The organism is Sorangium sp. So ce1036 (assembly GCF_051369805.1).
GTDB classification, from domain to species: Bacteria; Myxococcota_A; Polyangia; order Polyangiales; family Polyangiaceae; genus Sorangium; species Sorangium cellulosum_F.
Genome location: NZ_JBBMOX010000001.1, coordinates 8586308 through 8610479, shown reverse-complemented (window position 1 = coordinate 8610479; position 24172 = coordinate 8586308). Strand labels below are relative to the sequence as shown.

Below are 24172 nucleotides of genomic sequence, written 5' to 3'. Positions count from 1 at the left end.
TGATGCGGGCGATGCGATCCGACATGGGCATGCGATCCGACACGGGCCACGCTCCCCTCTACGACACCGGGAGCACCGTGTGAACCTGCGGCCATCGCGCCCATCGTGGACGCCGCACGCGCTGTGATTTCATCGTGTGTGAAAAAGTGAAGTGATCCGCCTGTCTTGCGGAGGGGGACGCGCCCCCTCGCGTGGGACCCGGGCGTGACGCGTGCGGCGCGCGGTTTCCGGGCGAAGGAACCCCGTTCATCGCCGGATGCCGCGTCCTCGATGGCCGAGCCGGGTCGTGACGCCATGACGGAACCATTACCGTGGGGCGCTCCGCGCGGATGTTATAGAGCGCGCGACTTGTCCCAGGAGGCAGCTCGGCATGCTTAAGAACCCGGAGGCCCTCCCCAGCGCGGGCCTTCAGCCCATCGGCAGTTGGCGCAGCGGGTCATGGCTCCCCGCGTTCACGTCGGCGGACCTGCAACAGGCGGTGTGCTGCGTGCGAGAGCCGGTGCACGTGGTGCGCGAGACGCCGGAGGGCCGCGTGGGCGTGGCCCGCGGCGGCTCGGTCCTCCGCGAGGATCAGGTGAACGGGGTCCCCACGTTTCCGCTCCTCGGCACGCTGCCCGCGCTCTACCCGGAGTGGCTCGGGGATCGCTCCTTCACCGAGGCGCACGGGCTGCGCTTCCCGTACGTGGCCGGCGCGATGGCGAACGGCATCCACACCGCCGAGCTCACGATCGCCATGGCCCGGGCCGGGATGCTCGGGTTCTTCGGCGCCGCCGGCCTCGGGCTGCGCAGGATCGAGCAGGCCGTCGACGAGATCGTCGCCGCGCTCGGCGCGGACGGCCCCACCTGGGGGTGCAACCTCATCCACGCGCCGAACGAGCCGCGCCTGGAGAGCGACACGGTGGAGCTCTATCTGAAGAAGGGTGTCCGCCGGGCCGAGGCCGCGGCCTACATGGGCCTGAACCCGATGGTCGTGCGGTTCGCCTACAGCGGCGTGCGGCGGCTGCCCGACGGCCGGATCGAGCGGCGAAACCACCTGTTCGCGAAGATCTCGCGCCCCGAGGTCGCGGCGCGGTTCCTGTCGCCCGCGCCGGCCGAGATCCTCGACACGTGCGTTCGCGACGGGTGGCTCACCCGCGACGAGGCGGAGCTCGCGCGGGGCCTGCCGGTCGCCGAGGACATCACGGTGGAGGCGGACTCCGGCGGTCACACCGACAACCAGCCGCTCGTCGCGCTGTTCCCGGTGATCCTCGGCGTGCGCGACGAGCTCGCGGCGAAGCACGGGTATCGCCGCCCGATCCGGGTCGGCGCCGCGGGGGGCCTGTCCACGCCGGAGGCCGTGGCCGCCGCGTTCTCGCTCGGCGCCGCGTACGTGCTGACCGGCTCGGTCAACCAGGCGTGCGTCGAGTCGGGCCTGTCCGACGAGGGCAAGCGGATGCTGGCCCAGGCCGATCTCCCGGACGTGATCATGACGCCCGCCGCCGACATGTTCGAGCTCGGCGTGCAGGTCCAGGTGCTGAAGCGCGGCACGATGTTCGGTGTCCGCGCGCAGCGGCTCTACGACCTCTACGTCGCCCACGACTCCATCGAGTCGCTGCCGGCCGACGCGCGCGCGCGCGTCGAGCGGGAGCAGTTCCAGATGTCGTGCGACGAGGTGTGGGCGCTGTGCGAGCGGTTCTTCGCGGAGCGCGACCCGGCCGAGCTCGCGCGGGCCGCGCGCGAGCCGAAGCACAGGATGGCGCTGATCTTCCGCTGGTATCTCGGCATGTCCAGCAAGTGGGCGATCGCCGGGGATCCGCGGCGCCGCGCCGATTACCAGATCTGGTGTGGCCCGGCCATGGGCGCGTTCAACCGGTGGGTCAAGGGGTCTTTCCTCGAAGCGCCGGAGAACCGCACGGTGGTCCAGGTCGCCCGCAACCTGCTCGAGGGCGCGGCCGTCGTCACGCGCGCCCAGCAGCTCCGGACGTACGGCGTCCCGGTGCCGAGCGCCGCCTTCCACTTCACTCCTCGCCCGCTCGCCTGATCGGTCGAACCCCTGCCGAGGTCCTGTCATGCACGCTTCGTCCACGCGTATCCCGCCCATCGCCGTCGTCGGCGTGAGCGCCATCTTCCCCGGCTCGCTCGACGCGCACGGCTTCTGGCGCGACATCCTGGCCGGGACCGACCTCATCACGGAGGTCCCGGAGACCCACTGGCTCGTCGAGGACTACTACGATCCCGACCCGTCCGCCCCTGACAGGACGTACGCGAAGCGCGGCGCCTTCCTGAAGGACGTGCCGTTCGATCCGCTGGAGTGGGGCGTGCCGCCCTCGATCGTGCCGGCGACGGACACGACGCAGCTGCTCGCGCTGATCGTGGCGAAGCGGGTGCTCGAGGACGCGGCGGGGGGGCAGTTCGAGTCGATGAGCCGCGAGCGGATGAGCGTGATCCTCGGGGTCACGTCGGCGCAGGAGCTGCTCGCCTCGATGGTGAGCCGGATCCAGCGGCCGGTGTGGGCGAAGGCGCTCCGGGAGCTCGGGTACCCGGAGGACGAGGTCGCGCGCGCCTGCGAGAAGATCGCGTCGAGCTACGTGCCGTGGCAGGAGTCGTCGTTCCCCGGCCTGCTCGGCAACGTCGTGGCCGGGCGCATCGCGAACCGGCTCGACCTCGGCGGGACGAACTGCGTGACCGACGCGGCGTGCGCGTCGTCGCTGTCGGCGATGTCGATGGCGGTGAACGAGCTCGCGCTCGGCCAGTCCGATCTCGTGATCGCGGGCGGCTGCGACACGATGAACGACGCCTTCATGTACATGTGCTTCAGCAAGACGCCGGCGCTGTCGCGGTCGGGCGATTGCCGCCCGTTCTCCGACAAGGCCGACGGCACGCTGCTCGGCGAGGGCATCGGCATGGTGGCGCTCAAGCGGCTCGACGACGCCGAGCGCGACGGGGACCGGATCTACGCGGTCATCAAGGGGATCGGCGCGTCGTCCGACGGGCGGAGCAAGAGCGTGTACGCGCCGGTGCCGGAGGGGCAGGCCAGGGCGCTCCGCCGGGCCTACGCCGTCGCCGGGTACGGCGCGGAGACGGTGGAGCTGATGGAGGCCCACGGCACCGGGACCAAGGCCGGCGACGCGGCCGAGTTCGAGGGGCTGCGGGCGATGTTCGACGAATCGGGGCGCGCGGACCGGCAGTGGTGCGCGCTCGGCAGCGTGAAGTCGCAGATCGGCCACACCAAGGCGGCGGCCGGCGCGGCGGGCCTGTTCAAGGCGGTCATGGCGCTGCACCACAAGGTGCTCCCGCCGACCATCAAGGTGGACCGGCCGAATCCGAAGCTCGAGATCGAGAAGACACCGTTTTACATCAACACCGAGGCGCGGCCGTGGGTCCGCGCGGGGGACCACCCGCGGCGGGCGTCGGTGAGCTCGTTCGGGTTCGGCGGCTCGAATTTCCACGTCGCGCTGGAGGAGTACACGGGCGCGGCGCCGAGGGCGCTCCGCGTGCGGTCGTTCCCGGCGGAGCTCGTGCTCCTGTCGGCGGACACGCCGGCGGCGCTCGCGGATCGCGCCCGGGCGCTCGCGAAGGACGCGGCGGCGCCGGAGTCGCTGCGCTTCTTCGCGCGGGAGTCGGTGCTGGCGTTCGACGGGGCGAGGCCTCTGCGGCTCGGCCTCGTGGCGACGGACGAGGCCGATCTGCGGAGGAAGCTGGAGCAGGTCGCGGCGCACCTCGGCGAGCGGCCCGAGCAGGCGCTCGACGCGCCGCTCGTGCGCTGCGCGGGCGGCGAGGCGCCGGGGCAGGTGGCGTTCCTGTTCCCGGGGCAGGGGAGCCAGTACCCGGGGATGGGCGCCGACGTGGTCATGGCGTTCGACCCGGCGCGCGAGGCGTGGGACGGGGCGGCGGGCGTCGCGATCGCGGACGTGCCGCTGCACGAGGTGGTGTTCCCGCGGCCGGTGTTCAGCGACGAGGACCGGAGGGCGCAGGAGGAGCGGCTCCGCGAGACGCGGTGGGCGCAGCCCGCGATCGGGGCGACGAGCCTCGCGCACCTCGCGCTGCTCTCGGCGCTCGGCGTGCGGGCCGACGCGCTCGCCGGCCACAGCTTCGGCGAGATCACCGCGCTGCACGCGGCCGGCGCGCTGTCCGCGGCGGACCTCCTGCGGGTCGCGCGGCGGCGCGGCGAGCTGATGGGGGCGGCGTCCGCGTCGTCCGCGCGGGGCGCGATGATCGCGGTCCCGCGATCGATCGACGAGGTGCGGGCGCTCGGCCTCGGCGAGGTCGTGGTCGCGAACCACAACGGCCCGAAGCAGGTCGTGCTGTCGGGCGCGGTCGAGGCGATCGAGGCGGCCGAGGCGCGGCTCCGGGGCCTGGGCATCCAGGCGAGGCGCCTCGACGTGTCGGCGGCGTTCCACTCGCCGCTCGTGTCGGAGGCGAGCGCGCCGTTCCGCGAGTTTCTGGGGGGCATCGCGGTGGGGGCGCCGTCGGCGCCCGTGTTCAGCAACGCCGAGATCGAGCCTTATCCCGGGGGCGGCGACGCGGCGCGCGACCGGCTCGCGCGCCAGCTCGCGCAGCCGGTGCGGTTCGTGGAGGAGATCGAGCGGATGTACGCGGCCGGGGTGCGCACGTTCGTCGAGGTCGGTCCGGGGTCGGTGCTCACGAACCTGGTGGGCGACATCCTGAGCGGACGGCCGCACCGGGCGGTGGCGCTGGACCGCAGGGGCAAGCACGGGGTGGTGAGCCTGTTCGACGCGGTGGCGCGGCTCGCCGTGGCCGGCGTCCCGCTGGACGCGCGGGTCCTCTGGGACGGCTTCGCGGCGCCGGGCGATCCGCGGGCGGTGTCGAAGCCGAAGCTCGTGCTGTCGATCAACGGCAGCAACTACGGCAAGCCGTACCCGCCGCCCGGGGGAGCGAAGGCCCTGCCCAGGCCGAACCCGCCGCGGCCAGCGCCGGAGGCGGCGGGCGCGGCGGCGGCGAGGGCGCCCGCGGCGGCGGGGAGCGCGTCCGCGCCGGTGGCGCGCGCGGCTGCGGCGGCGGTGAGGGCGCCTGCGCCGGCGGGGAGCGCGCCGGGGGCGGCAGTGAGCGCATCGGGGGCGGCAGTGAGCGCATCGGGGGCGGCAGTGAGCGCGTCGGGGGCGGCAGTGAGCGCATCGGCGGGCGCAGTGCGCGCGTCGGCGGGCGCAGTGAGCGCGTCGGCGGGCGCAGTGAGCGCGTCGGCGGGCGCAGTGCGCGCGTCGGCCGCGATGGTGAGCGCGCCCGCGTCGGCGGTGGTGAGGGGGCCGGCGCGGGTAGTGAGCGCGTCGGGGCCGGTAGTGAGCGCGTCGGGGCTGGCAGTGAGCGCGTCGGGGCCGGCAGTGAGCGCGCCCGCGCCGGCGGTGAGCACGCCCGCGCCGGCGGTGAGCACATCGTGGCTGGCTGCATACCAGGAGGCGCAGCGCGCCACGGCGGAAGCCCACAGCACGTACCAGCGCGCGATGGCCGAGAGCCACATCGCCTTCCTGCAGATGGCCGAGGCGTCCTTTGCCGGGCTCGCCGCGCTCGCGACGGGCGCTCCGCATGCGGGCGCCGTCGCCGCGGCCGCAGAGCCGGCTCCGGTGAGGTCCCTGGAGCCCCGAGGCGCGCCGACGACGCCCGCCGCTGGAAGCTGGGGCCAAAAGCACCAGGACGGCCTGAACGGCGTGAACGGCGCCGGCAGAGCGCACCAGGCGGCGGTCCCCATGGCCGCGCCGGCGCCAACCCCGGTCGCGGCGGCGGCGCCAACCCCGGTCGCGGCGGCGGCGCCAACCCCGGTCGCGGCGCCGGCGCCAACCCCGGTCGCCGCCTCGGCGCCCGCGCCAACCCCGGTCGCCGCCTCGGCGCCGGCGCCAACCCCGGTCGCCGCCTCGACCCCGATCGCCGCCCCGGCGGCGGTCGCTGCTGCGCCGGGCGTCGATCTCGAGCGGATGGTCCTCGAGGTGGTCGCGGACAAGACAGGTTATCCCGTCTCGATGCTCGGGCTCCAGATGGAGCTGGAGAGCGACCTCGGGATCGACAGCATCAAGCGCGTCGAGATCCTGTCCTCGGTCCGGGACCGCACGCCCGGGCTGTCCGAGGTCGACTCCTCGGCGCTCGCGCAGCTGCGCACGCTCGGCCAGGTCGTCGACCACCTGCGCGCCTCGCTGCCCACGGCCGCCCCGGCGGCGCCCGCCGCCACCCAGGCGGTTGGCGCGACGAGGGCTGCCGCCGCGCCCGCCGCGGAGGCGGCCGGCCCTGCCGCCGCGGCGGCGCCCGCGGCATCCGACGTCGAGCGGATCGTGATGGCGGTGGTGGCCGAGACGACGGGCTACCCCGCCGAGATGCTCGGGCTGCAGATGGAGCTGGAGAGCGACCTCGGGATCGACAGCATCAAGCGGGTCGAGATCCTGTCGGCGGTGCGGGACCGCACGCCGGGGCTGTCCGAGGTCGACTCCTCGGCGCTCGCGCAGCTGCGCACGCTCGGCCAGGTCGTCGACCACCTGCGCGCCTCGCTGCCCGCGGCCGCCCCGGCGGCGCCCTCCGCCACCCCGGCGGTTGGCGCGACGAGGGCTGCCGCCGCGGAGGCGGCCGGCGCGGCCGCCGCGGCGGCGCCCGCGGCGTCCGACGTCGAGCGGATCGTGATGGCGGTGGTGGCGGAGACGACGGGCTACCCCGCCGAGATGCTCGGGCTGCAGATGGAGCTGGAGAGCGACCTCGGGATCGACAGCATCAAGCGGGTCGAGATCCTGTCGGCGGTGCGGGACCGCACGCCGGGGCTGTCCGAGATCGACGCGTCGGCGCTCGCGCAGCTGCGCACGCTCGGCCAGGTCGTCGACCACCTGCGCGCCTCGCTGCCCGCGCCCGCGGCCGCGCCGGCCGCCGGCGACGCGGCGTCGCTGGCCGGGGCCGCGGAGGTCGAGCGGATCGTGATGGCGGTGGTGGCGGAGACGACGGGCTACCCCGCCGAGATGCTCGGGCTGCAGATGGAGCTGGAGAGCGACCTCGGGATCGACAGCATCAAGCGGGTCGAGATCCTGTCGGCGGTGCGGGACCGCACGCCGGGGCTGTCCGAGATCGACGCGTCGGCGCTCGCGCAGCTGCGCACGCTCGGCCAGGTCGTCGCGCACCTCCGCGCGAACCTCGGGCCCGCGCCCGCGTCCGCCGACGCGAGGCCCGCCGACGCGCCGGCGCCCGCGCCCCTCGGGCGCTTTCCGCTCGTCGAGGTCCCCGCGCCCGCCGCCGGCCTCGCCATGCCCGGCGTCTTCGAGGCCGGGACCGTGGTGGTGACCGGCCACGACACCCTCGGCCCCACGCTCGTCACGGCCCTCGGGGCGCGCGGGATCGCCGCCGAGTATGCGCCCGCCGTGCCCCGCGGCGCCCGCGGCGCCGTGTTCCTCGGCGGCCTGCGCGACTTCGCCACGGTCGACGAGGCGCTCGCCGTCCACCGCGAGGCGTTCCTCGCGGCCCAGGCCATCGCGGCGAGCCCGGCCCTGTTCGTCACGGTCCAGGACACGGGCGGCGACTTCGGCCTCGCCGGCTCGGACCGCGCCTGGGCCTCCGGGCTGCCCGGCCTCGTGAAGACCGCGGCGCTGGAGTGGCCCGCGGCGTCCTGCCGCGCGATCGATGTGGAGCGCAGCGGCCGGCCGGCCGGCGATCTCGCCGACGCCATCGCCGCGGAGCTCCTGTCCGGCGGCGTCGAGCTCGAGGTCGGCCTGCGCGCGGACGGCCGGCGCACCACGCTGCGCAGCGTCCGGCAGGACGCGCAACCCGGGCCGCTCCCCCTCGGGCCGAGCGACGTGATCGTGGCGAGCGGCGGCGCCCGCGGCGTGACCGCGACGACGCTGATCGCGCTCGCCAGGGAGAGCCGCGGGAGGTTCGCGCTGCTCGGTCGCACCGCGCTCGAGGACGACCCGGCCCCGTGCCGCGGCGTGGGCGGCGAGGCCGCGCTCAAGGCGGCGCTGGCGCAGGCCGCGGCCGCCTCGGGCCAGAAGGCGACCCCCGCGGAGATCGGCCGCCAGGTCGCCCGGGTCCTGGCGAACCGCGAGGTCCGCGCGACGCTCGACGCCATCCGCGCGGCCGGCGGCGAGGCCGTGTACGTCTCGGCCGACGTGAACGACGCGCGGGCGGTGGCCGCGGCGCTCGGCGACGTGCGGCGGGCGTTCGGCCCGATCACCGCGATCGTCCACGGCGCGGGCGTGCTCGCCGACAAGCTCATCGCCGAGAAGACGGTCGAGCAGCTCGACCGCGTGTTCAACACGAAGGTGGGCGGCCTCCGGGCCCTGCTCGACGCGACCGCGGGCGATCCGCTCAAGGCGATCGTCCTGTTCAGCTCGATCGCCGCGCGCAGCGGCAACAGGGGGCAGTGCGACTACGCGATGGCGAACGAGGTCCTCAACAAGGTCGCCGCCGCCGAGGCCGCGCGCCGCCCTGGCTGCCGGGTGAAATCGCTCGGCTGGGGCCCCTGGCAGGGGGGCATGGTGAACGCGGCGCTCGAGGCGCACTTCACGCAGCTCGGCGTGCCGCTCATCCCGCTCGAGGCGGGCGCGAGGATGCTGATCGACGAGCTGCGCGACGGACCGGGCGATCGCGGGGAGGGCGCGGGCGCGAGCTCCGCGGGCGCGAGCTCCGCGGTCGAGGTCGTGCTCGGCGCCGACCCGGCGACCCTCGCCGCCCCCGATCGCGACCGGCGGATCGCGCTGGCGGTCCGCGCCGACCGCGCGGCGCACCCCTACCTCGGCGACCACGCCATTCACGGCGTCCCCGTGGTGCCGGTGGTGATCGCGCTGGAGTGGTTCGCCCGCGCCGCGCGCGCGTGCCGGCCGGATCTCGTCGTGACCGCGCTCCGCGACGTCCGGGTCCTGCGCGGGATCAAGCTCGCGGCGTACGCGTCGGGCGGCGAGGTGTTCCGCGTCGACTGCCGCGAGGTGGAGAGCGGCCACGGCGCGGTGCTCGCGGCCGAGCTGCGCGGGCCGCAGGGCGCGCTGCACTACGCGGCCACCATCGAGATGCAGCCCCCCGACGGGCGCGCGGCCCCGAGGGGCCCGACGCCGCCGTCGCTCGGCCCGTGGACCGAGGGCGGCGCGCTGTACGACGGCCACGTCCTCTTCCACGGCCCCGGCTTCCAGGTGATCCGGGGGCTCGACGGCGTGAGCCGCGAGGGGATCGCCGGCACGGTCGTGGGCCTGCGCGAGGCCGGCTGGGTGAGCCAGCCGTGGAAGACCGACCCGGCGGCGCTCGACGGCGCGCTGCAGCTCGCGACGCTGTGGACGCGGCACGTGCTCGGGGGCGCGGCGCTCCCGATGTCCGTGGGCGCGCTGCACACGTTCGCCGAGGGCCCGGCCGACGGCCCGCTGCGCGCGGTGGTGCGCGGGCAGATCGTGGCCCGGGACCGCACCCGGGCGGACATCGCGCTCGTCGATCCCGAGGGCGCGCTCGTCGCCGAGCTGCGCGACGTGCAGTTCGTCCTCCGCCCGGACACCGCGCGCGGTCAGGCGTGACCGAGGCGACCTTGTTCGAGCCCATCGCCATCGTCGGCCGCGGGTGCGTCCTGCCGGGCGCGCTCCACCCCGCGGCCCTGTGGGACAACGTGATCGCCGGCCGTGACCTCCTGGCCGCCGCCCCCGCTGGCCGCTGGCGCCTCTCGCGCGAGCGCGCGCTCGTCGGCGGCGGGCGCGAGGGCCGCGACGTGAGGGACCGCGCGTGGAGCGACCGCGGCGGCTACGTCACCGGGTTCGACGAGCACTTCCGCCGCGTGCTCGCCCGGGACCCGTTCCCGCGGGGCGGCCGCCTGCGGGGCGACGTGCTCGAGCTCGACCCCCTCTTCCAGTGGGTGCTCCACGCGGGTCGCGAGGCGCTGCGCGAGGCCGGCCACGAGGGCCGGTCCGACCGCGCGGGCGCGGTGCTCGGGAACCTGTCGTTCCCCTCGTCGGCGATGTCGGCGTGGGCCGAGTCGACGTGGCTCGGCGAGCTCGCCGGCGTCCCGCGGCCCGATCCGCGCAACCGGTTCATGTCGGGCCTGCCGGCCCATCTGCTCGCCGACGCGCTCGGCCTCGGGGCCGGGGCGTTCGCGCTCGACGCCGCGTGCGCGTCGTCGCTCTACGCGATCGCGCTCGCCTGCGAGCGGCTGCACGACCGCGAGGTCGACCGGATGCTCGCCGGTGCCGTGTGCCGGTCGGACGATCTCTTCATCCACATCGGGTTCTGCGCGCTGTCGGCCCTGAGCCGCACCGGGCAGAGCCGCCCGTTCTCGGCGGCGGCGGACGGCCTGGTCCCGGCGGAGGGCGCGGCGTTCGTGGTGCTCGAGCGGCTATCGGACGCCGAGGCCGCGGGGAGGCGCATCCTCGGCGTGATCCGCGGCGTCGGGCTGTCGAACGACGGCCGGGGCCGCGGCCTGCTCGCGCCGGCGGTCGAGGGCCAGCTCCGGGCGATGCGCGCCGCGTACGCGATGGCCGGCGTCGATCCGGGCGAGGTCTCGCTGCTGGAGTGCCACGCGACGGGGACCCCGCTCGGCGACGCGACCGAGATCGCGACGCTCACGGAGGTGTTCGGCCGCCGGGAGGTGCCGCTCGGCTCGCTGAAGTCGAACCTGGGGCACCTCGTCACGGCGGCGGGCGCGGCCGGGCTGCTCAAGCTGCTCGCCGCGATGGACGCCGGGGTCCGCCCGCCCACGCTGCACGCCGATCCGCTGAGCGACGCGGTGGCCGCGAGCTCGTTCCGGGTGCTGCGGCGGGCCGAGCCGTGGGCGGGCCGGCGCCTCGCGGGCCTGTCCGCGTTCGGGTTCGGCGGGAACAACGCGCACCTCCTCGTGGAGGCGTACGAGCCCGCCTCGCCCAGGGGTCGCGCGCCCCGCGCGGCCGCGCGGGGCGCGGCGCCCGCCGCCTCGCCGCCGGCCCCGGCCGGGCACCTCGCCGTGGTGGCGATGGGGCTGTGCGTCGGGGAGCTCAGCGGCGTCCGCGCGTTCGCGGAGCCGCTCCTCTCGGGCGGCGGCGCGGCCCCCCGCCGCGCGGACGTCTCGTTGCCCGCGGATCGGCTGCGGTTCCCGCCGCGCGATCTGCAGCAGGCGCTCGCCCAGCAGACGCTGCTGCTCGAGGCGGCGATCGAGGCCACCGAGGGACTCGCGCTGCCGCGGGAGCGCACGGCCGTGCTCATCGGCATGGGCGCCGACACCGAGGTGTGCCGGTACATGGCGCGCTGGCGGCTCGCCGACACGGCGCCGGCGCGGCTCGGTCCGTCGGTCGACGTCGGCGCGCTGCGGGATGCGATCGCCCCGGTCCTCCAGGCGGCGGGCGTGGTCGGGAACATGCCGAACATCCCGGCGAACCGGCTGAACAGCCAGCTCGACGTCGCGGGGCCGTCGTTCACGGTCGCGGCGGAGGAGCTCTCGGGCCCGTGGGCGCTGCGCCTCGCGTCCCGCGCCCTGCGCGCGGGCACCGCGGACGCGGCGATCGTCGGCGCCGTGGACCTCTCGTGCGAGCCCGCCCACGCGGCCGCGCTCGAGGCGCTCGGGGTCCACCTGCCTCCCGGCGACGCGGCGGTCGTGCTCGTGATCGAGCGCCTCGACGACGCGGTGCGGGAGCGGCACCCGGTCCTCGCCGTGCTCGTGGACGAGCCGGCCGAGCCGGGCCTCGTGCTGTCGTCCACGGACCTCGCGCCGAGGTTCGGCCATGCGCACGCGGCCTCCGGCCTCGTGCACGTCGCCGCCGCGGTGCTCGCCTGCCGCCACGGCCGGAAGCTCGACGGAAGCCCGTGGTCCGACGAGGTCCGCGTCGCCGAGGTCCGCTGCGCCGGCCTCGGCGGCGGCTCGCTGTCGGTCTGCATCGGGGCCGGCGGTCCGCCCGCCCCCCTCGCGCCGCCGCGCCCTTCCGGTGGCCCGAGGCTCACGCTCCCTGCCCACCTGCCGGCGATCGTCGTGCCCGGCGTGGACACCTGCTCATCCCCTGGAGACTCCATGGAACCTGCGCCGCATCTGCCGTCCGCACTGGATGACCTGCCACCGCTGTACCCGGGGCCGACGGGCTTCGCGGCGGGCGACCAGCTCGCGTCGTTGCCCGTGGACGAGCCGCTGCGGGGGGCGCCGGTGGTGGGCGGGGATCCTGTGGGGGAGCTCGAGAGGGGGGCAACGGAGGGGGGCGCGGCGAAAGCGGCCGCGATCCCGGGCGAGGTGGCTGGCGGCGCGGCGGCGTTCACGGCGCAGATCGCGCAGATCCATGGGGCGTGGGTCGAGCAGCAGGCCCAGGTGCACCGCCGGTTCCTGGAGATGCGGCAGCGCGCGCTGGAGACGCTCGTGCAGGTGTCGTCGGGCCCGCACCCGACCGAGGTTGAGCCTTGGCAGCCTTGGCCGACCGAGGTTGAGGCTCGACCGACCGGGGTTGAGCCTTGGCCGACCGAGGTTCGGGCTCGACCGACCGAGGTTGGGGTCCGACCGACCGAGGTTGGGGTCCGACCGACCGAGGTTGGGGTCCGACCGACCGAGGTTGAGGTTCGCCCGACCGAGGTTGAGGTTCGCCCGACCCAGGTTGAGGCTCGCCCGACCGAGGTTGAGGTTCGCCCGACCCAGGTTGAGGCTCGCCCGACCGAGGTTGAGGTTCGCCCGACCCAGGTTGAGCCGCCGCGCCAGGTTGAGCCGCCGCGCCAGGCCCAGGCTGAGCCGCCGCGCCCCCTCGCCCCGCCGCGGCCCCCCGCGGCCCCGGCTCCCCCCGCCGCCGGGGCCCCTGCGCCGCGCGGCCCGCGGTTCAGCCGGGAGCAGCTCGAGGTCCTCGCCTCCGGACGGATCTCCGACGTCTTCGGCCCCCTCTTCGCCCGGCAGGACGGCTACCGCCGTCAGGTGCGCATGCCCATGCCGCCGCTGCTGCTCGCCGACCGGGTGACCGGGATCGACGCCGAGCCCGGCTCGATGAAGCTCGGCACGCTGTGGACCGAGACCGACGTGCGGTGGGACTCCTGGTACCTGCACGACGGCGCGATGCCGGCCGGCATCATGATCGAGAGCGGGCAGGCCGACCTCCTGCTCATCAGCTGGCTCGGCGCCGACTTCGAGAACCAGGGCGAGCGCGTCTACCGGCTGCTCGGCTGCGAGCTCACCTTCCACGGCGGCCTGCCGCGCCCGGGCGACACGCTCGTCTACGACATCCACGTCGACGGCCACGCCAAGCACGGCGACGTCCGCCTCTTCTTCTTCCACTACGACTGCCGCATCGGCGGCGCGCTGCGCCTCTCGACGCGCAAGGGCCAGGCCGGCTTCTTCACCGACGAGGAGCTCGCGGCCTCGGGCGGCGTCCTCTGGGACGCCGACGCCGCGCAGCCCGCCCCGGGCGCCCGCCTCGACCCGCCGCGGCTCCGCTGTCAGAAGTCCTCCTTCGAGCGGGCCGACCTCCTCGCGTTCGCGGCCGGCGACGGCGCGGCGGCGTTCGGCCCCGGCTTCGAGCGCCTCTCCACCCACGTCCGGACGCCGCGCATCAGCGCGCCGCCGATGCTGTTCTTCGATCGCGTCGACGTCTTCGACCCCGGAGGCGGCCCGTGGAAGCGCGGCTACGTCAAGGCCACGCTGCCGATCACGAAGGACGGCTGGTTCTTCGAGGGCCACTTCAAGGACGACCCCTGCATGCCGGGCACGCTCATGTTCGAGGGCTGCCTGCAGGCGCTCGCCTTCACCATGGCGGCGATGGGCTTCACGCTGGACAGCGACGGCTTCCGCTTCGAGCCCGTGCCCGAGGAGCCCTACCTGCTCCGCTGCCGCGGCCAGGTGACCCCGGCGAGCCGGCTGCTCACGTACGAGGTGTTCGTCGAGGAGGTGCACGACGGCCCGCACCCCACCGTGTACGCCGACTTCCTCTGCACGGTCGACGGCCTCAAGGCGTTCCACGCGCGCCGCGTGGGCCTGCGCCTCAGCCCGGACTGGCCGCTCTCGAGCGCTCCCGAGCTGCTCTCTGGCCACGCCGAGCCGGGGCCGGTCGCGCGCGTCCCGTGGTCCGAGACGGGCTCTCCGCCGCCCGTCGGCGCCCCGGCGGAGGCCGGCGGCTTCCCGCTCGACTACAGGAGCCTGCTCTCGTGCGCGTGGGGCAGGCCGTCGGACGCGTTCGGGCCGCTCTACCGCAGGTTCGACGAGGGCCGGCACGTCGCGCGGCTCCCGGGGCCGCCGTACCACTTCATGAGCCGGGTCCTCTCGGTCTCGAGCCCCATGGCGGCGATGAAGCCCGGCGCGCGGGTCGAGGTCGAGGTCGACGTCCCCGAGGACGCCTGGTATTTCGACGAGAACGCGAGCCTCACGATGCCGTTCGCGGTGGTGCTCGAGGCGGCGCTCCAGACGTGCGGCTGGCTCGCGAGCTACATCGGCTGCGCGCTCTCGACCGACGCCGCGCTCTACTTCCGCAACCTCGACGGCAAGGGCACGCTGCACGCCGAGGTCCTGCCGGCCTCTGGCGCGCTGCGGACGACGTCGCAGGTGACGAACATCTCGCGGTCGGGCGGCATGATCATCCTGTCGTTCCGGGTCGAGTGCAGCGTCTCCGGCGCCCGCGTGTACGACCTGGAGACGGTGTTCGGCTTCTTCCCGAAGGCCGCGCTCGCCACGCAGATCGGGCTCCCGCCGACGCCCGAGCAGGTCGCCGCGCTCTCGGCGCCGTCGGAGTTCGCGGTCGACCTGCGGGCGCGCCCCGAGCGGTACTTCGGGGGCGCGCTCTCGCTCCCGCGGCCGTCGCTGCTGATGATCGATCGCATCGACGGCCTGTGGGAGACCGGCGGCCAGAGGGGGCTCGGCAGGCTCCGCGCGCAGCGGGACGTCCACGCGTCGGAGTGGTTCTTCAAGGCCCACTTCCTCGGCGATCCGGTGCAGCCCGGCTCGCTCGGCATCGAGGCGATGCTGCAGACGATCCAGTTCTGGATGCTGCACCACGACCTCCACGCGGGCCTCCGCGCCCCGCGGTTCGAGCCGGTGATGACGGGGCGCGAGCACACCTGGCGCTACCGCGGCCAGGTGCTGCCGAGCAGCCGCCGGGTGACGGTCGAGACCGACATCCTCGAGGTCGGGCGCGACGACCGCGGGCCGTACGTCATCGCCGAGTCCTACCTGTGGGTCGACGGCCTGCGCATCTACGGCGCGACGCTCGGGGTGCGGATCATCGACGCGCCCCCCTCGCGCCCGCGCCGCGACGTCGACTTCGACGTCCGCGGGAGCGCGCGCCGCCTCGCGTCGCTCCCGGGCGCCGTGAACCGCGCCGCGCGAAGGCCGGAGCCCTCGGCGCAGCGGGCGGCGGACGCGGACGCGGAGGAGGTGCTGGATCCGGGCGGGTGGGTCGCGGACCACTGCCCCACGTGGACGCTCCCTGCGCTGCCCGGGATGAGCATGGTCGACCGGCTGGCCGGCGGCGCGTTGCGGGCGCGTCCGGGGCGCGTGGTCGTGGCCGTGGAGGACGTGGTGGTGCACCGCTGGCTGCCCGTGCCGGGGCCGGTGCGCCTCCGGACCGAGACGAGCGGCGCGGGCGACGTGCTCGACGTCCGGCTGCTCGCGTGGCGTGAGGCGTCCACCCCGGCGCTCTCGCGGTTCGAGCCGGTGTGCACCGGCCGCGTGCGGCTCTCGGACGCGTACCCCGAGGCCCAGGCGCCGGAGCCGCCGCTCGACGCGCCGCTCTCCGAGGACCCGTACGCGGCGGGCACGCTGTTCCACGGCCCTGCGTTCCAGTACCTGACCGAGCTGCGGCTCGGCGCGCGCGGCGCGTCGGCGACGCTCGATCCCGAGAGGGGCTCGGTGCCGCCGGGCACGCTGCACCAGGGCTTGCTCGACGCGTTCACGCACGCCATCCCGCACGACCGGCTGTCCCTGTGGGATCCGGAGAGCCCTGCCGGCCACATCGCGTTCCCCTCGCGCGTCCCGTCGCTCCGCGTGTTCGGCCCTGTGCCCTCGGGCCCGGTGCGCCTCGAGGTGCGCCACGAGGGGCGAGACGGCCGCTTCGTCTCGTTCTGGATCCAGGCCATCGCGGGGGACCGCGTCTGGCTCGAGCTCCGGCTGGTCGAGGTGCTGCTCCCGCAGGGCGCGATCGGCGCCGCGCCTCCCGGCATCCGCCGGGCCTTCCTGCGCGATCGCGCGGCGGTCGACCTCGCCGTCGCGCGCGTCGACGCGGCGTCGGGCGAGACGCGCTGCGGCCCGGCCGACGTGCGCACCCTGGACTGGATGCCGGGCACGGTGGCGCACCTCTACGCCGCCTCGGGCGATCTGGTCGAGGCGGTGGCGGTGAAGGATCACATCGCGCGGCGCGCGGGCGCGCACCCGTCGGCCGTCTCGCTCGCCGGGTTCGCCTCGACCGCGCCGCTGACCCGCTGGCCCGTCTCGGTGGCGCGCGACGGCTCCGAGGTCGTGGTCCGCGACGCCGGCGCGCCGGCGCTCGACATCGAGCCTGTCCGCCGCTACTGGGGCGCGGCCATGGGCCTCGGGCGCTGGCCCGCGGAGGACCTGTATTTCGGCCTGATCGAGCGGTTCATCCGCCGGGTGCACGTCGTGGATCCCGCGGCGTTCCGGGCGGTGAAGGGCCGGAGCCTCCTTTACCTCGGCAACCACCAGGTCGCGGTGGAGTCGCTCCTGTTCGGCATCATCGTGTCGGCCCTCACCGAGGTCCCCACGGTGACGCTGGCCAAGGCCGAGCACCGGACGACGTGGCTCGGCACGATGCTCGCGCACTGCTTCGCGTACCCGGGCGCGCGCGATCCGAAGGTCATCACGTACTTCGATCGCGAGGACAAGGCGTCGCTCGCGGGCATCATCACGGAGCTCGGGGTCGAGATGCAGGGGGCGGGCAAGGGGGTGATGGTGCACGTCGAGGGCACGAGGTCGCTCGAGTGCCGCACGCCGGTGCGCAAGATGAGCGGGGCGTTCATCGACATGGCGCTGGCGGTGGGGGCCCCGGTGGTGCCGGTGCGCTTCACGGGCGCGCTGCCGCCGGAGCCGCTCGACGGGCGGCTCGAGTTCCCGCTCGGCATGGGCGTGCAGGACATCTGGATCGGCCGCCCGCTCCTGCCCGAGGAGCTCGCGAGGATGACGTACAAGGACCGCAAGGATCTGGTGATCGGCGGCATCAACGGGCTCGGGCCGAGCAACGCTGTGGAGGAGCCGTTCCCCGGGGATCGTGCGTTCGCGGCGTCGGTCTCCGCGTGGGCGGCGGAGGCGGGGGTCTCGCACGAGGACGCGACGATCTTCCGGGTGCTCGAGGCGTGCGCCGATCCGACGCCCGAGACGGCCGCGGTCCTGGAGGCGGCGCGCACGGGGCGGCTCGCGCCGCCGGACGCGCGGCGGGCGGAGTGGCTGCGGAAGCTCGCGGCGCGGCTGCTCGGGAGGCGGCTTATGGGGTGAGCGGGGCCGTCTCTGCCCGCGCTCACACCTGCGCTACGCCGCTGCGCGCTCGGAGAGAGGAGCGGCAAGAGGAAGTCGTAGTCGCTCGGACCCTCCGCATAGCACGATTGCGGGAAGTTGCCCCGGATCAGCAGAAGAACCGCCATGGCGCCAAGGACGCCAAGAAGAGAGGAAGGGTTGTCCATCCATCTCCCTTCTACTTCCCTGAATTCTTGGCGCCCTTGGCGTCATGGCGGTTCGCCTTTCGGCCCGACTTCCCGAAGTAGCGATAGGGTCCTGCGCGGAGGTAAAGCCGCCTTGTCATTCGGCGGCCTCGCTGGCCGCGGCCTGGAGCAGCGCGTCGATCTCGCGCAGCGACACGAGCTGCGCGCCGTCGCCTGGCGCCTTCAGCTCCCCCACTGCGCGCGCGGGTCGCGAGCCGGCCGTCGCGTCGCACGAGATCCATGAAGCGTAGATGTTCGGGGCTGTCCCGGAACGCAGCGAGGACGACAGGCGAGTGGCTGGTGAGTGAGGAGCTGGATGACGGGCACCGCGAGACCGGGAAGCTCCTGGTCGCCTGACGCCGTGGCTTCTCGAAGCAACGAGAGCAACGTGCGCAGGCGGCCGGAGTATATGCCGTTTTCCGGCTCCTCGACGCCAACAATGGACGGGCGGGGTTCGACGCGGAGGACAACGAGCAATGCCAGCGCGCGCAGCGTGCCGTCAGAGGCGAGGCGAGCTGGGAGGCGCTCCCCGCCAGAGAGCTTGAAATCGATGCGGAAGCTGTCCTCATCTGGAACCACATCGAAGCCGGCGAGCCCCGGGATGAGGGAGACGAGATCGGCGCGGATCCCCCCGAGCACCGGTCCGGGAAGATCCGCCAGGATGGTGGGCGGGTTCGAGGCGTCGGGAGCGAGCACGCTCGCGGCGATGCGCTCGCTCGGCTCGCCCGCGAGCGGCGAGTCTGGCACGACCCTCCCTCCGCGCCGACGCGCGCTGGCCGTCACGCGCGGGTCGTCGGTCCCCGGCCGTGGTGCCGGGCGCCCCCCCTCTCGCTCCGCCGGCTCCTCGGCATCGGCCGTCACCCCCGGGCGCCGCGCGGCGCAGCACGCCGACGCCCGTCGCGCGGGCGCCGCGTTCCCGCTTGATCACGCAGCGAGGCGGGAGATACCCTCCGCGCATGCGCCGCCTGGTCTCGTCGTTCATCCTTCTCACGTCATCGGCCCTCGCGTCGGGGTGCGCGACCTACGCGCAGGATCTCGACCGCGCCCGCGGCCACTACGAGGCCAACCGGTTCGAGCAGGCGCTGGCGCTGTTCCGCGTGCTCGAGCACGACCTCGACTCGTTCCCGCTGCCGCAGCAGGCGCAGTACGCGTACCTGCGCGGCATGACCGACTACCGCCTGGCCGGCCTCGCGCCGCAGGGCACCGGCGTCGCCGACCCGCGCAAGGGCTACCGCGACAACGCGCGCCACTGGCTGGGGCTCGCCGCGGCGATCGAGAAGCAGACCCCCGGCGGCATCACCAGCGAGCAGAAGATCCGCCTCAACGAGACGCTGGCCGATCTCAACCGCGACGTCTTCGGCGGCGCCGAGGCGCTGCCGGACAGCGGCGCCGCGACCGATCCGGCGGCGCAGCCCGATCCGGCGGCGGAGCCCAGCGCCGCCGAGCCGCCCGCGGACGCCCCGGCCGAGCCGCCGCCGCCCACGCTCTGACCTCCGCGCACAAGCAGCGCGCACAGCCAGCGGTCCGTCGCCGCAACGCGCAGCGCGTCGGAGACAGGGGGGTCGCCAGCCGGCGGTCCGTCGCCGCAGCGCGCCGGAGACGAGCGGGTCGCGCAGCCGGCTCTCCGTCGCCGCAGCGCGCAGCGCGTCAGGGGCTTTACAGGAACCGAGAGGCGTCGAAGGGGCGGGGGGTGAGCGCGGCGCTCCGGCCGCCGCTCAGGAGGGGGGGGTCACGCGAGCCGTCGGCGCAACGACTCGATCTCGTCCTTCGCGGCGAGCTTGTGTTTCTTGAGCTGGGCGGCCTCCATCTGCTCCCCCGGCGTCAAGAAAGCCCGTCGACCCAGCTGCCTGAGTCGCGAATCGAGCTCCCGGTGACGCGCCTCCGCCATACTCAGCCGCTGCTCCGGGCCGAGCGTCGCCACCGCGCGAGGAGAGATGACCTGATGCTTCATGTACCCACCTCCAAAGGCTCCCACAGAGGAGCCGTGATGCCTTCGAGGGCGCACCAACAGACACCCTCGTTCCGATCGTCGCTGGAGAGGAGATCGACCGCCGTCCACGCTATGAGCCGAGGGCGCGGCCTGATGAACGAACGCCACATTACCCCAAGGTGACGGCCGTATGCAGGCCTTTTGTCAGGCTGTGCCCTCGTGTTTCGTCGACGCGCCGCGCATCGGTACAGCGGACACCTTACAGAATTTACCTTCCAGCTCTGCCCAGGACGGCGATTCTGAAATCTCCGTCCACGCAACCAGCGGAACAACCTCGGACGTGGGGCTATTCTTCCCGGGCATGTTGAGCTCGAGTTTCAGCATCATGTCGGCCCGGATCCTGGCGTTCGCGGTGGTCCTGGGCGGATGCACGTCCAGGGCCCCTGTGCCGGCGCGGGCGCCGGCCCCGGCCCCGGCGCGAGGGCCGGTCGAGCTCGCTCCGATCGTCGTGTCCCCGTACTCGGACGCGGAGCTCGCGGCGGAGTTCGAGCGGGCGCGCGCGCTCCTCCTTGCGGACGAGGTGCGCGAGGCGGCGCCGCTGTTCGATCGGCTCGTCCGCCTCGCGCCCGACGGCGAGGTCGCGCCGCCGAGCCTCTTCAACGCGGGCCTCGCGTACGAGGCGCTCGGCGACCGCCCGCTCGCCGCGGAGCGTTACGGCGAGGTCGCGCGGCGCTTCCCGGACCACGCGCTCGCCCGCGGCGCGCTCTTCCGGCTCGCGCGCGTGACGGCGGCCCTGGAGCGGTGGCCCGAGCTCGTCGCGGTGGCGCGCCGCCTGCTCCGCCTCGGCGACCTGCGCGTGCTGGAGGCGATCGAGGCGCGCGGCGCGCTCGCGCTCGGGCTCGTCGAGCAGGGTCTCGTGGACGAGGCCGCGCGTCAGGTCACCCTCGCGCGCGACCTCATCGAGGCGCACCGGCTGGGCGAGGCGGGCAAGCCGCCGCTCGAGCTCGCGCAGGTGAGCTTCGCGCTCGGCGAGGTGCGGCGGCGCCGGAGCGAGGCGATCACCTTCGTGCCCGCGCCGGCGAGCTTCGCCGAGGCGCTGGAGCGGCGCTGCCAGGGGTTGCTCGACGCGCAGAGCGCCTACACCGAGGCGATGCGCAGCCTCGACGCGCACTGGTCGGCGATGGCGGGCTACCGCATCGGGCAGCTCTACAAGGAGCTCCACCGCGACGTGATGCAAGTCCCGCCGCCGCCGAGCGCCGACACCCCGAGGAAGAGGCAGCTCTTCGAGGGGGCGATGCGCCTGCGCTACCGCGTGCTCCTGGAGAAGGGGCAGAAGATGCTCGCCGGCACGGTCCGCCTCGGCGAGCGCACCGGCGAGGCGCCGGCGTGGGCCCTCCGCGCCCGCGACGCGCTGCGCGAGATCGATCTCGCGCTCGCCGAGGAGCAGGCGGCCCTCGCGCGGCTGCCGTTCACCGAGGCCGAGCTCTCGGCGGCGCTCGACGCCCTGAAGACCGCGCCGGCGAAAGGGCCCTGAGCCCCGCGTGCGCCCCGCCTCCCGGCGCCGGGCGGCTCAGTTCAGCTTCGGCTCGCAGCCGAACAGCACGTCGAGCTTCGCGTGCGCGGTGGCCTGCACCGTCGTGCAGGACGCGGGGCAGAGGATGATCTTCTTCGGGAGCGCCTCGTTGTCGTAATACCACCCTGGCCCCGCGCCGCAGTCGGCCTGGTCGTCCGCCCTCGGGATCTCGAGCTCGCCCGAGGACCCGGACGCGAGCCTCACCGCGACCCGGCTCTGGTCCAGGATCGCGCCCAGCGGCGGCTCGGGGACGAGGAGCTCGCACGGGAGCGCCGACGCGCGGATCTCGGCCATCTTCGCCGAGAACGCGGAGACGTCCGCGGTGACGTCGAACGCGCGCGTCGTTCCGCCCGCGGCCGCGATCTGGTCCAGGTTGGAGACGGTCGAGCCCTCGACCGCGATGACGTACGTCTGGACGCCGTTGTAGTTGAGCGCCCGCTGCGCGAGCTCCGCGGTGTTCGCGACGGTGTTGCTGGCGCAGCCGGACGGATCGCCGTCGGTCGCGAGCACGACGATGACCTTGTGAGACGGGTTGGCGTCCTGGTAGGCGGTCGCGTTCGCGAGCACCCCCTGGAGGGCCGGGCGCATGGGCGTCCCGCCGCTCGGCGAGGTGTCCTGGATGGAGGCGGTGAGCGCCGACGTGTTCGTCGGCAGCTCGCCGAACGGGACCGCCAGCGCCTCGTAGCTCGTGTGTTCGCAGTCGTTCTGTCCGGCGGCGCCCCTCGGGAAGTAGGTGAGCCCCACGTTCATCCCGGCGGAGGCGGTGTCGTTCACGAACCGCGAGATGGCGCTCGTGACGCCGCTCCACTTGGATCCGAGCATGCTGCCGGAGCGGTCGAGCAGGATGAGCATGTCGAGCGGCAAGAGCGTGGCCTGTGCGCTCGTCTGGGCGCAGGAGGCGTCGTCGCTCAACTCACCCTCTCCTGCGCCCGCCGCGCCGAGCCCGCCCTCGGCGAGCGACGCGCCTCCGGTGATGTCGCCCGAGCCGAAGCCGCCGCCGCTCACCCCTCCGCCTCCGCCGCTCCCGGCGTCATCCGGCGTGGAGGTCCCGGCGGGCCCCCTGTCCCCGGTGGCCGCGCAGCCGCCCGAGATCGGGGCGAGCCCGGCGGCGATGAGGAAAGGGGCAAACACGAAATGACGTCGGAAGGACATCTCTGCGCTCCTCGGGAGGTTGACGCAATGGGGGTCGCGGCAGCGGACGCCCCACGCGAGAAGTGGTCTGTCTGCTTGAGGGAAGCCGAGCTCCAGGACGCTCTCGTCAGCATACTGCATGTCTCAATCAAGGGGCGATAGGGGCTCTCCGGTTTGTGGGCCTTGCGGGTCTCGTGCTCTCTTTGCTCTCTTTGCTCTCGCCGATCTCATCGATCTCGCCGGTCTCTTCGGCCTCTCCGGGCTCGACGCCGACGCGGCGTGGATACCCGCGCTGACCGTTCCGGGTGCTCGCGCGGCGGAACATCATGTTTCCTTGCGCCGCGGCGAAGAGCGCGTAATTCCCAGCGGGAGCGTCACGCTTGCTGGAAAGAGGCGAACATGACTAGTTGGATTCCATGGGTACTTTCCGCTGTCGCCCTGACGGATCTCGGTTGTTCGGCCGCGTCGTCCGCGGGCAGCTCGGGGGCGGGCGCCGCGGGGGGCAGCGGCGGCGCCCCCGCGTCGGCCGTCTCGAGCGGAGGGGGCGGCGGGAGCGGCGGCGCGCCCCCGTGCGAGATCGACTGCTCGCTCGTCCCGACCTCGCAGTGCATGGCGGCGGTGTGCAACGAGGCGACGCGGGAGTGCGAGCTCGTCCCCGGCGCCGGCGGGGAGCCCTGCGACGACAGAGACGCCTGCACGGTGGGCGAGACCTGCGAAGACGGCGTGTGTCAGGGCGGCGCGCAGGAGGACTGCGGCGTCACGCCGGACGCGTGCCACGTCGTCACCTGCGTCGACGCGGGCGGCGCCCCGCGGTGCGGGCTCGAGCCGAGGGAGGACGGGACGCCGTGCGTGACGGACGATCGCTGCGTCCTCGACGCGACGTGCCAGGGCGGCGCCTGCGCCGGGACCCAGAGGGATTGTTTCTTCTTCCAAGTTCCGGACTCCTGCCATGTGGGCGTGTGCAACCCGGCGACCGGTGCGTGCGAGGCGGTCCCGGGGAACGAGGGGCAGCCGTGCGCGGACTCCGGCGACCTGTGCATGGTCGGCAAGACCTGCCAGGGCGGCCGCTGCGAGGGCGGCGCTCCCAGGGACTGCAGCGCGCTGAGCGTCGGGTGCAACGAGGGGGTCTGCGATCCCGGCTCTGGCAATTGCTATGCTGAGCCGATCGCGCCGGGCGGCGCCTGCCTCTCCGGGACCGACGAGTGCAATCGTGGTGTCTGCGACGAGCAGGGCGCCTGTATTTCCATCCCCACCCCCGGGGAGTGGTGCCCTTCAGAGACGGTGGGCTGCACGCGCGGGGTCTGCAGCGACGACGGGGTGTGCACGCCGCGCCCGGTCCCGGATGGCGGCGCATGTGTGGACAGCGACTGGTGCACCGTGGGGGAGACGTGCCTGGCCGGCGTGTGCCAGGGCGGCGCCGCGGAGGCGCCGACGGTCTACTTCCGGGATACGTTCGAGAGCAACGCGGCCGGGTGGGAGCTCGGTCCGACCTGGGAAATCGGGCAGGCGACCTCGTCCTCCGGGCACACCTACGGTCACGCCGATCCGGCGTCCGATCACACGGCCACGTCGGACAACGGGCTCGCCGGCGTGGTCATCGGAGGGAATGCACCCGTCAGCGCTCACCCGTACTATTACCTGACGAGCCCCGTCGTCGACGCGAGTATCGATGGAGGCGTGTACCTGACGTACTGGCGCTTTCTGAACAGCGATGAGGCGCCGCACATGACGAACCGGGTCGAGGTCTTTGACGGCGCCCGGTGGGTCGTCCTCTTCGAGTCGGGGTCGTACCCCGGCGTCCGCGACGCGGCCTGGAAGAAGGTCAGCCATGATCTGACCCCGTACAAGAACGCGAGCCTCAGGGTCCGCTTCGGCTATGCGATCGGGCGAGACACCTTCGTCGACAGCGTGTCGAGCTGGAACCTCGACGACGTCGAGATCGCGAACGCGGCCTGTCCCTAGCGCTACTGCGGGAAATCGGGCCGAGAGGCGAACCGCCATGACGAAAAGGGCGCCAAGAAACCAGGGAAGTCGAAGGG

General features: G+C 74.4%; 9 protein-coding genes. 6 read left to right on the top strand and 3 right to left on the bottom strand.

Features of this window, described 5'->3' with window-relative positions:
* Nucleotides 1–370 precede the first annotated feature (370 nt).
* From WMF31_RS32335 to WMF31_RS32325, 3 genes are read left to right on the top strand one after another with little or no spacing between them, the layout of a single operon-like run.
* Entirely contained in the window at nucleotides 371–2020 is a 1650-nt protein-coding gene (locus WMF31_RS32335; protein ID WP_436605632.1) for a PfaD family polyunsaturated fatty acid/polyketide biosynthesis protein, read from the top strand.
* Nucleotides 2021–2048: 28 nt separating this feature from the next.
* Nucleotides 2049–9455, top strand: coding sequence for an SDR family NAD(P)-dependent oxidoreductase (locus WMF31_RS32330; protein WP_436605631.1), 7407 nt, complete (start codon nucleotides 2049–2051; stop codon nucleotides 9453–9455).
* A gap of 11 nt (nucleotides 9456–9466) precedes the next feature.
* Nucleotides 9467–17296, top strand: coding sequence for a beta-ketoacyl synthase N-terminal-like domain-containing protein (locus tag WMF31_RS32325; RefSeq protein ID WP_436605630.1), 7830 nt, complete (start codon nucleotides 9467–9469; stop codon nucleotides 17294–17296).
* Between the two features lie 386 nt (nucleotides 17297–17682).
* On the opposite strand, the gene WMF31_RS32320 is transcribed toward WMF31_RS32325, so the two are convergent.
* The gene (locus tag WMF31_RS32320) at nucleotides 17683–18246 is read right to left on the bottom strand and encodes an AAA family ATPase (RefSeq protein ID WP_436605629.1); all 564 of its coding nucleotides are present in this window, start codon (nucleotides 18244–18246) and stop codon (nucleotides 17683–17685) included.
* A gap of 209 nt (nucleotides 18247–18455) precedes the next feature.
* On the opposite strand from WMF31_RS32320, the gene WMF31_RS32315 reads away from it, so the two are divergent.
* Nucleotides 18456–18989 (top strand): hypothetical protein, encoded by a 534-nt coding sequence (locus tag WMF31_RS32315; RefSeq protein WP_436605628.1) that lies wholly within the window; start codon nucleotides 18456–18458, stop codon nucleotides 18987–18989.
* Between the two features lie 239 nt (nucleotides 18990–19228).
* On the opposite strand, the gene WMF31_RS32310 is transcribed toward WMF31_RS32315, so the two are convergent.
* The gene (locus tag WMF31_RS32310; protein ID WP_129345476.1) at nucleotides 19229–19450 is read right to left on the bottom strand and encodes a YdcH family protein; all 222 of its coding nucleotides are present in this window, start codon (nucleotides 19448–19450) and stop codon (nucleotides 19229–19231) included.
* Nucleotides 19451–19790: 340 nt separating this feature from the next.
* On the opposite strand from WMF31_RS32310, the gene WMF31_RS32305 reads away from it, so the two are divergent.
* On the top strand, nucleotides 19791–20963 hold the full coding sequence (locus tag WMF31_RS32305) for a tetratricopeptide repeat protein (RefSeq protein ID WP_436605627.1): 1173 nt from the start codon (nucleotides 19791–19793) through the stop codon (nucleotides 20961–20963).
* 36 nt (nucleotides 20964–20999) lie between these two features.
* On the opposite strand, the gene WMF31_RS32300 is transcribed toward WMF31_RS32305, so the two are convergent.
* Entirely contained in the window at nucleotides 21000–22154 is a 1155-nt protein-coding gene (locus WMF31_RS32300) for a vWA domain-containing protein (protein WP_436605626.1), read from the bottom strand.
* Between the two features lie 378 nt (nucleotides 22155–22532).
* Between WMF31_RS32300 and WMF31_RS32295 the strand changes: the two genes are divergently transcribed.
* Entirely contained in the window at nucleotides 22533–24095 is a 1563-nt protein-coding gene (locus tag WMF31_RS32295; RefSeq protein WP_436605625.1) for a hypothetical protein, read from the top strand.
* The last annotated feature ends 77 nt before the right edge of the window (nucleotides 24096–24172 follow it).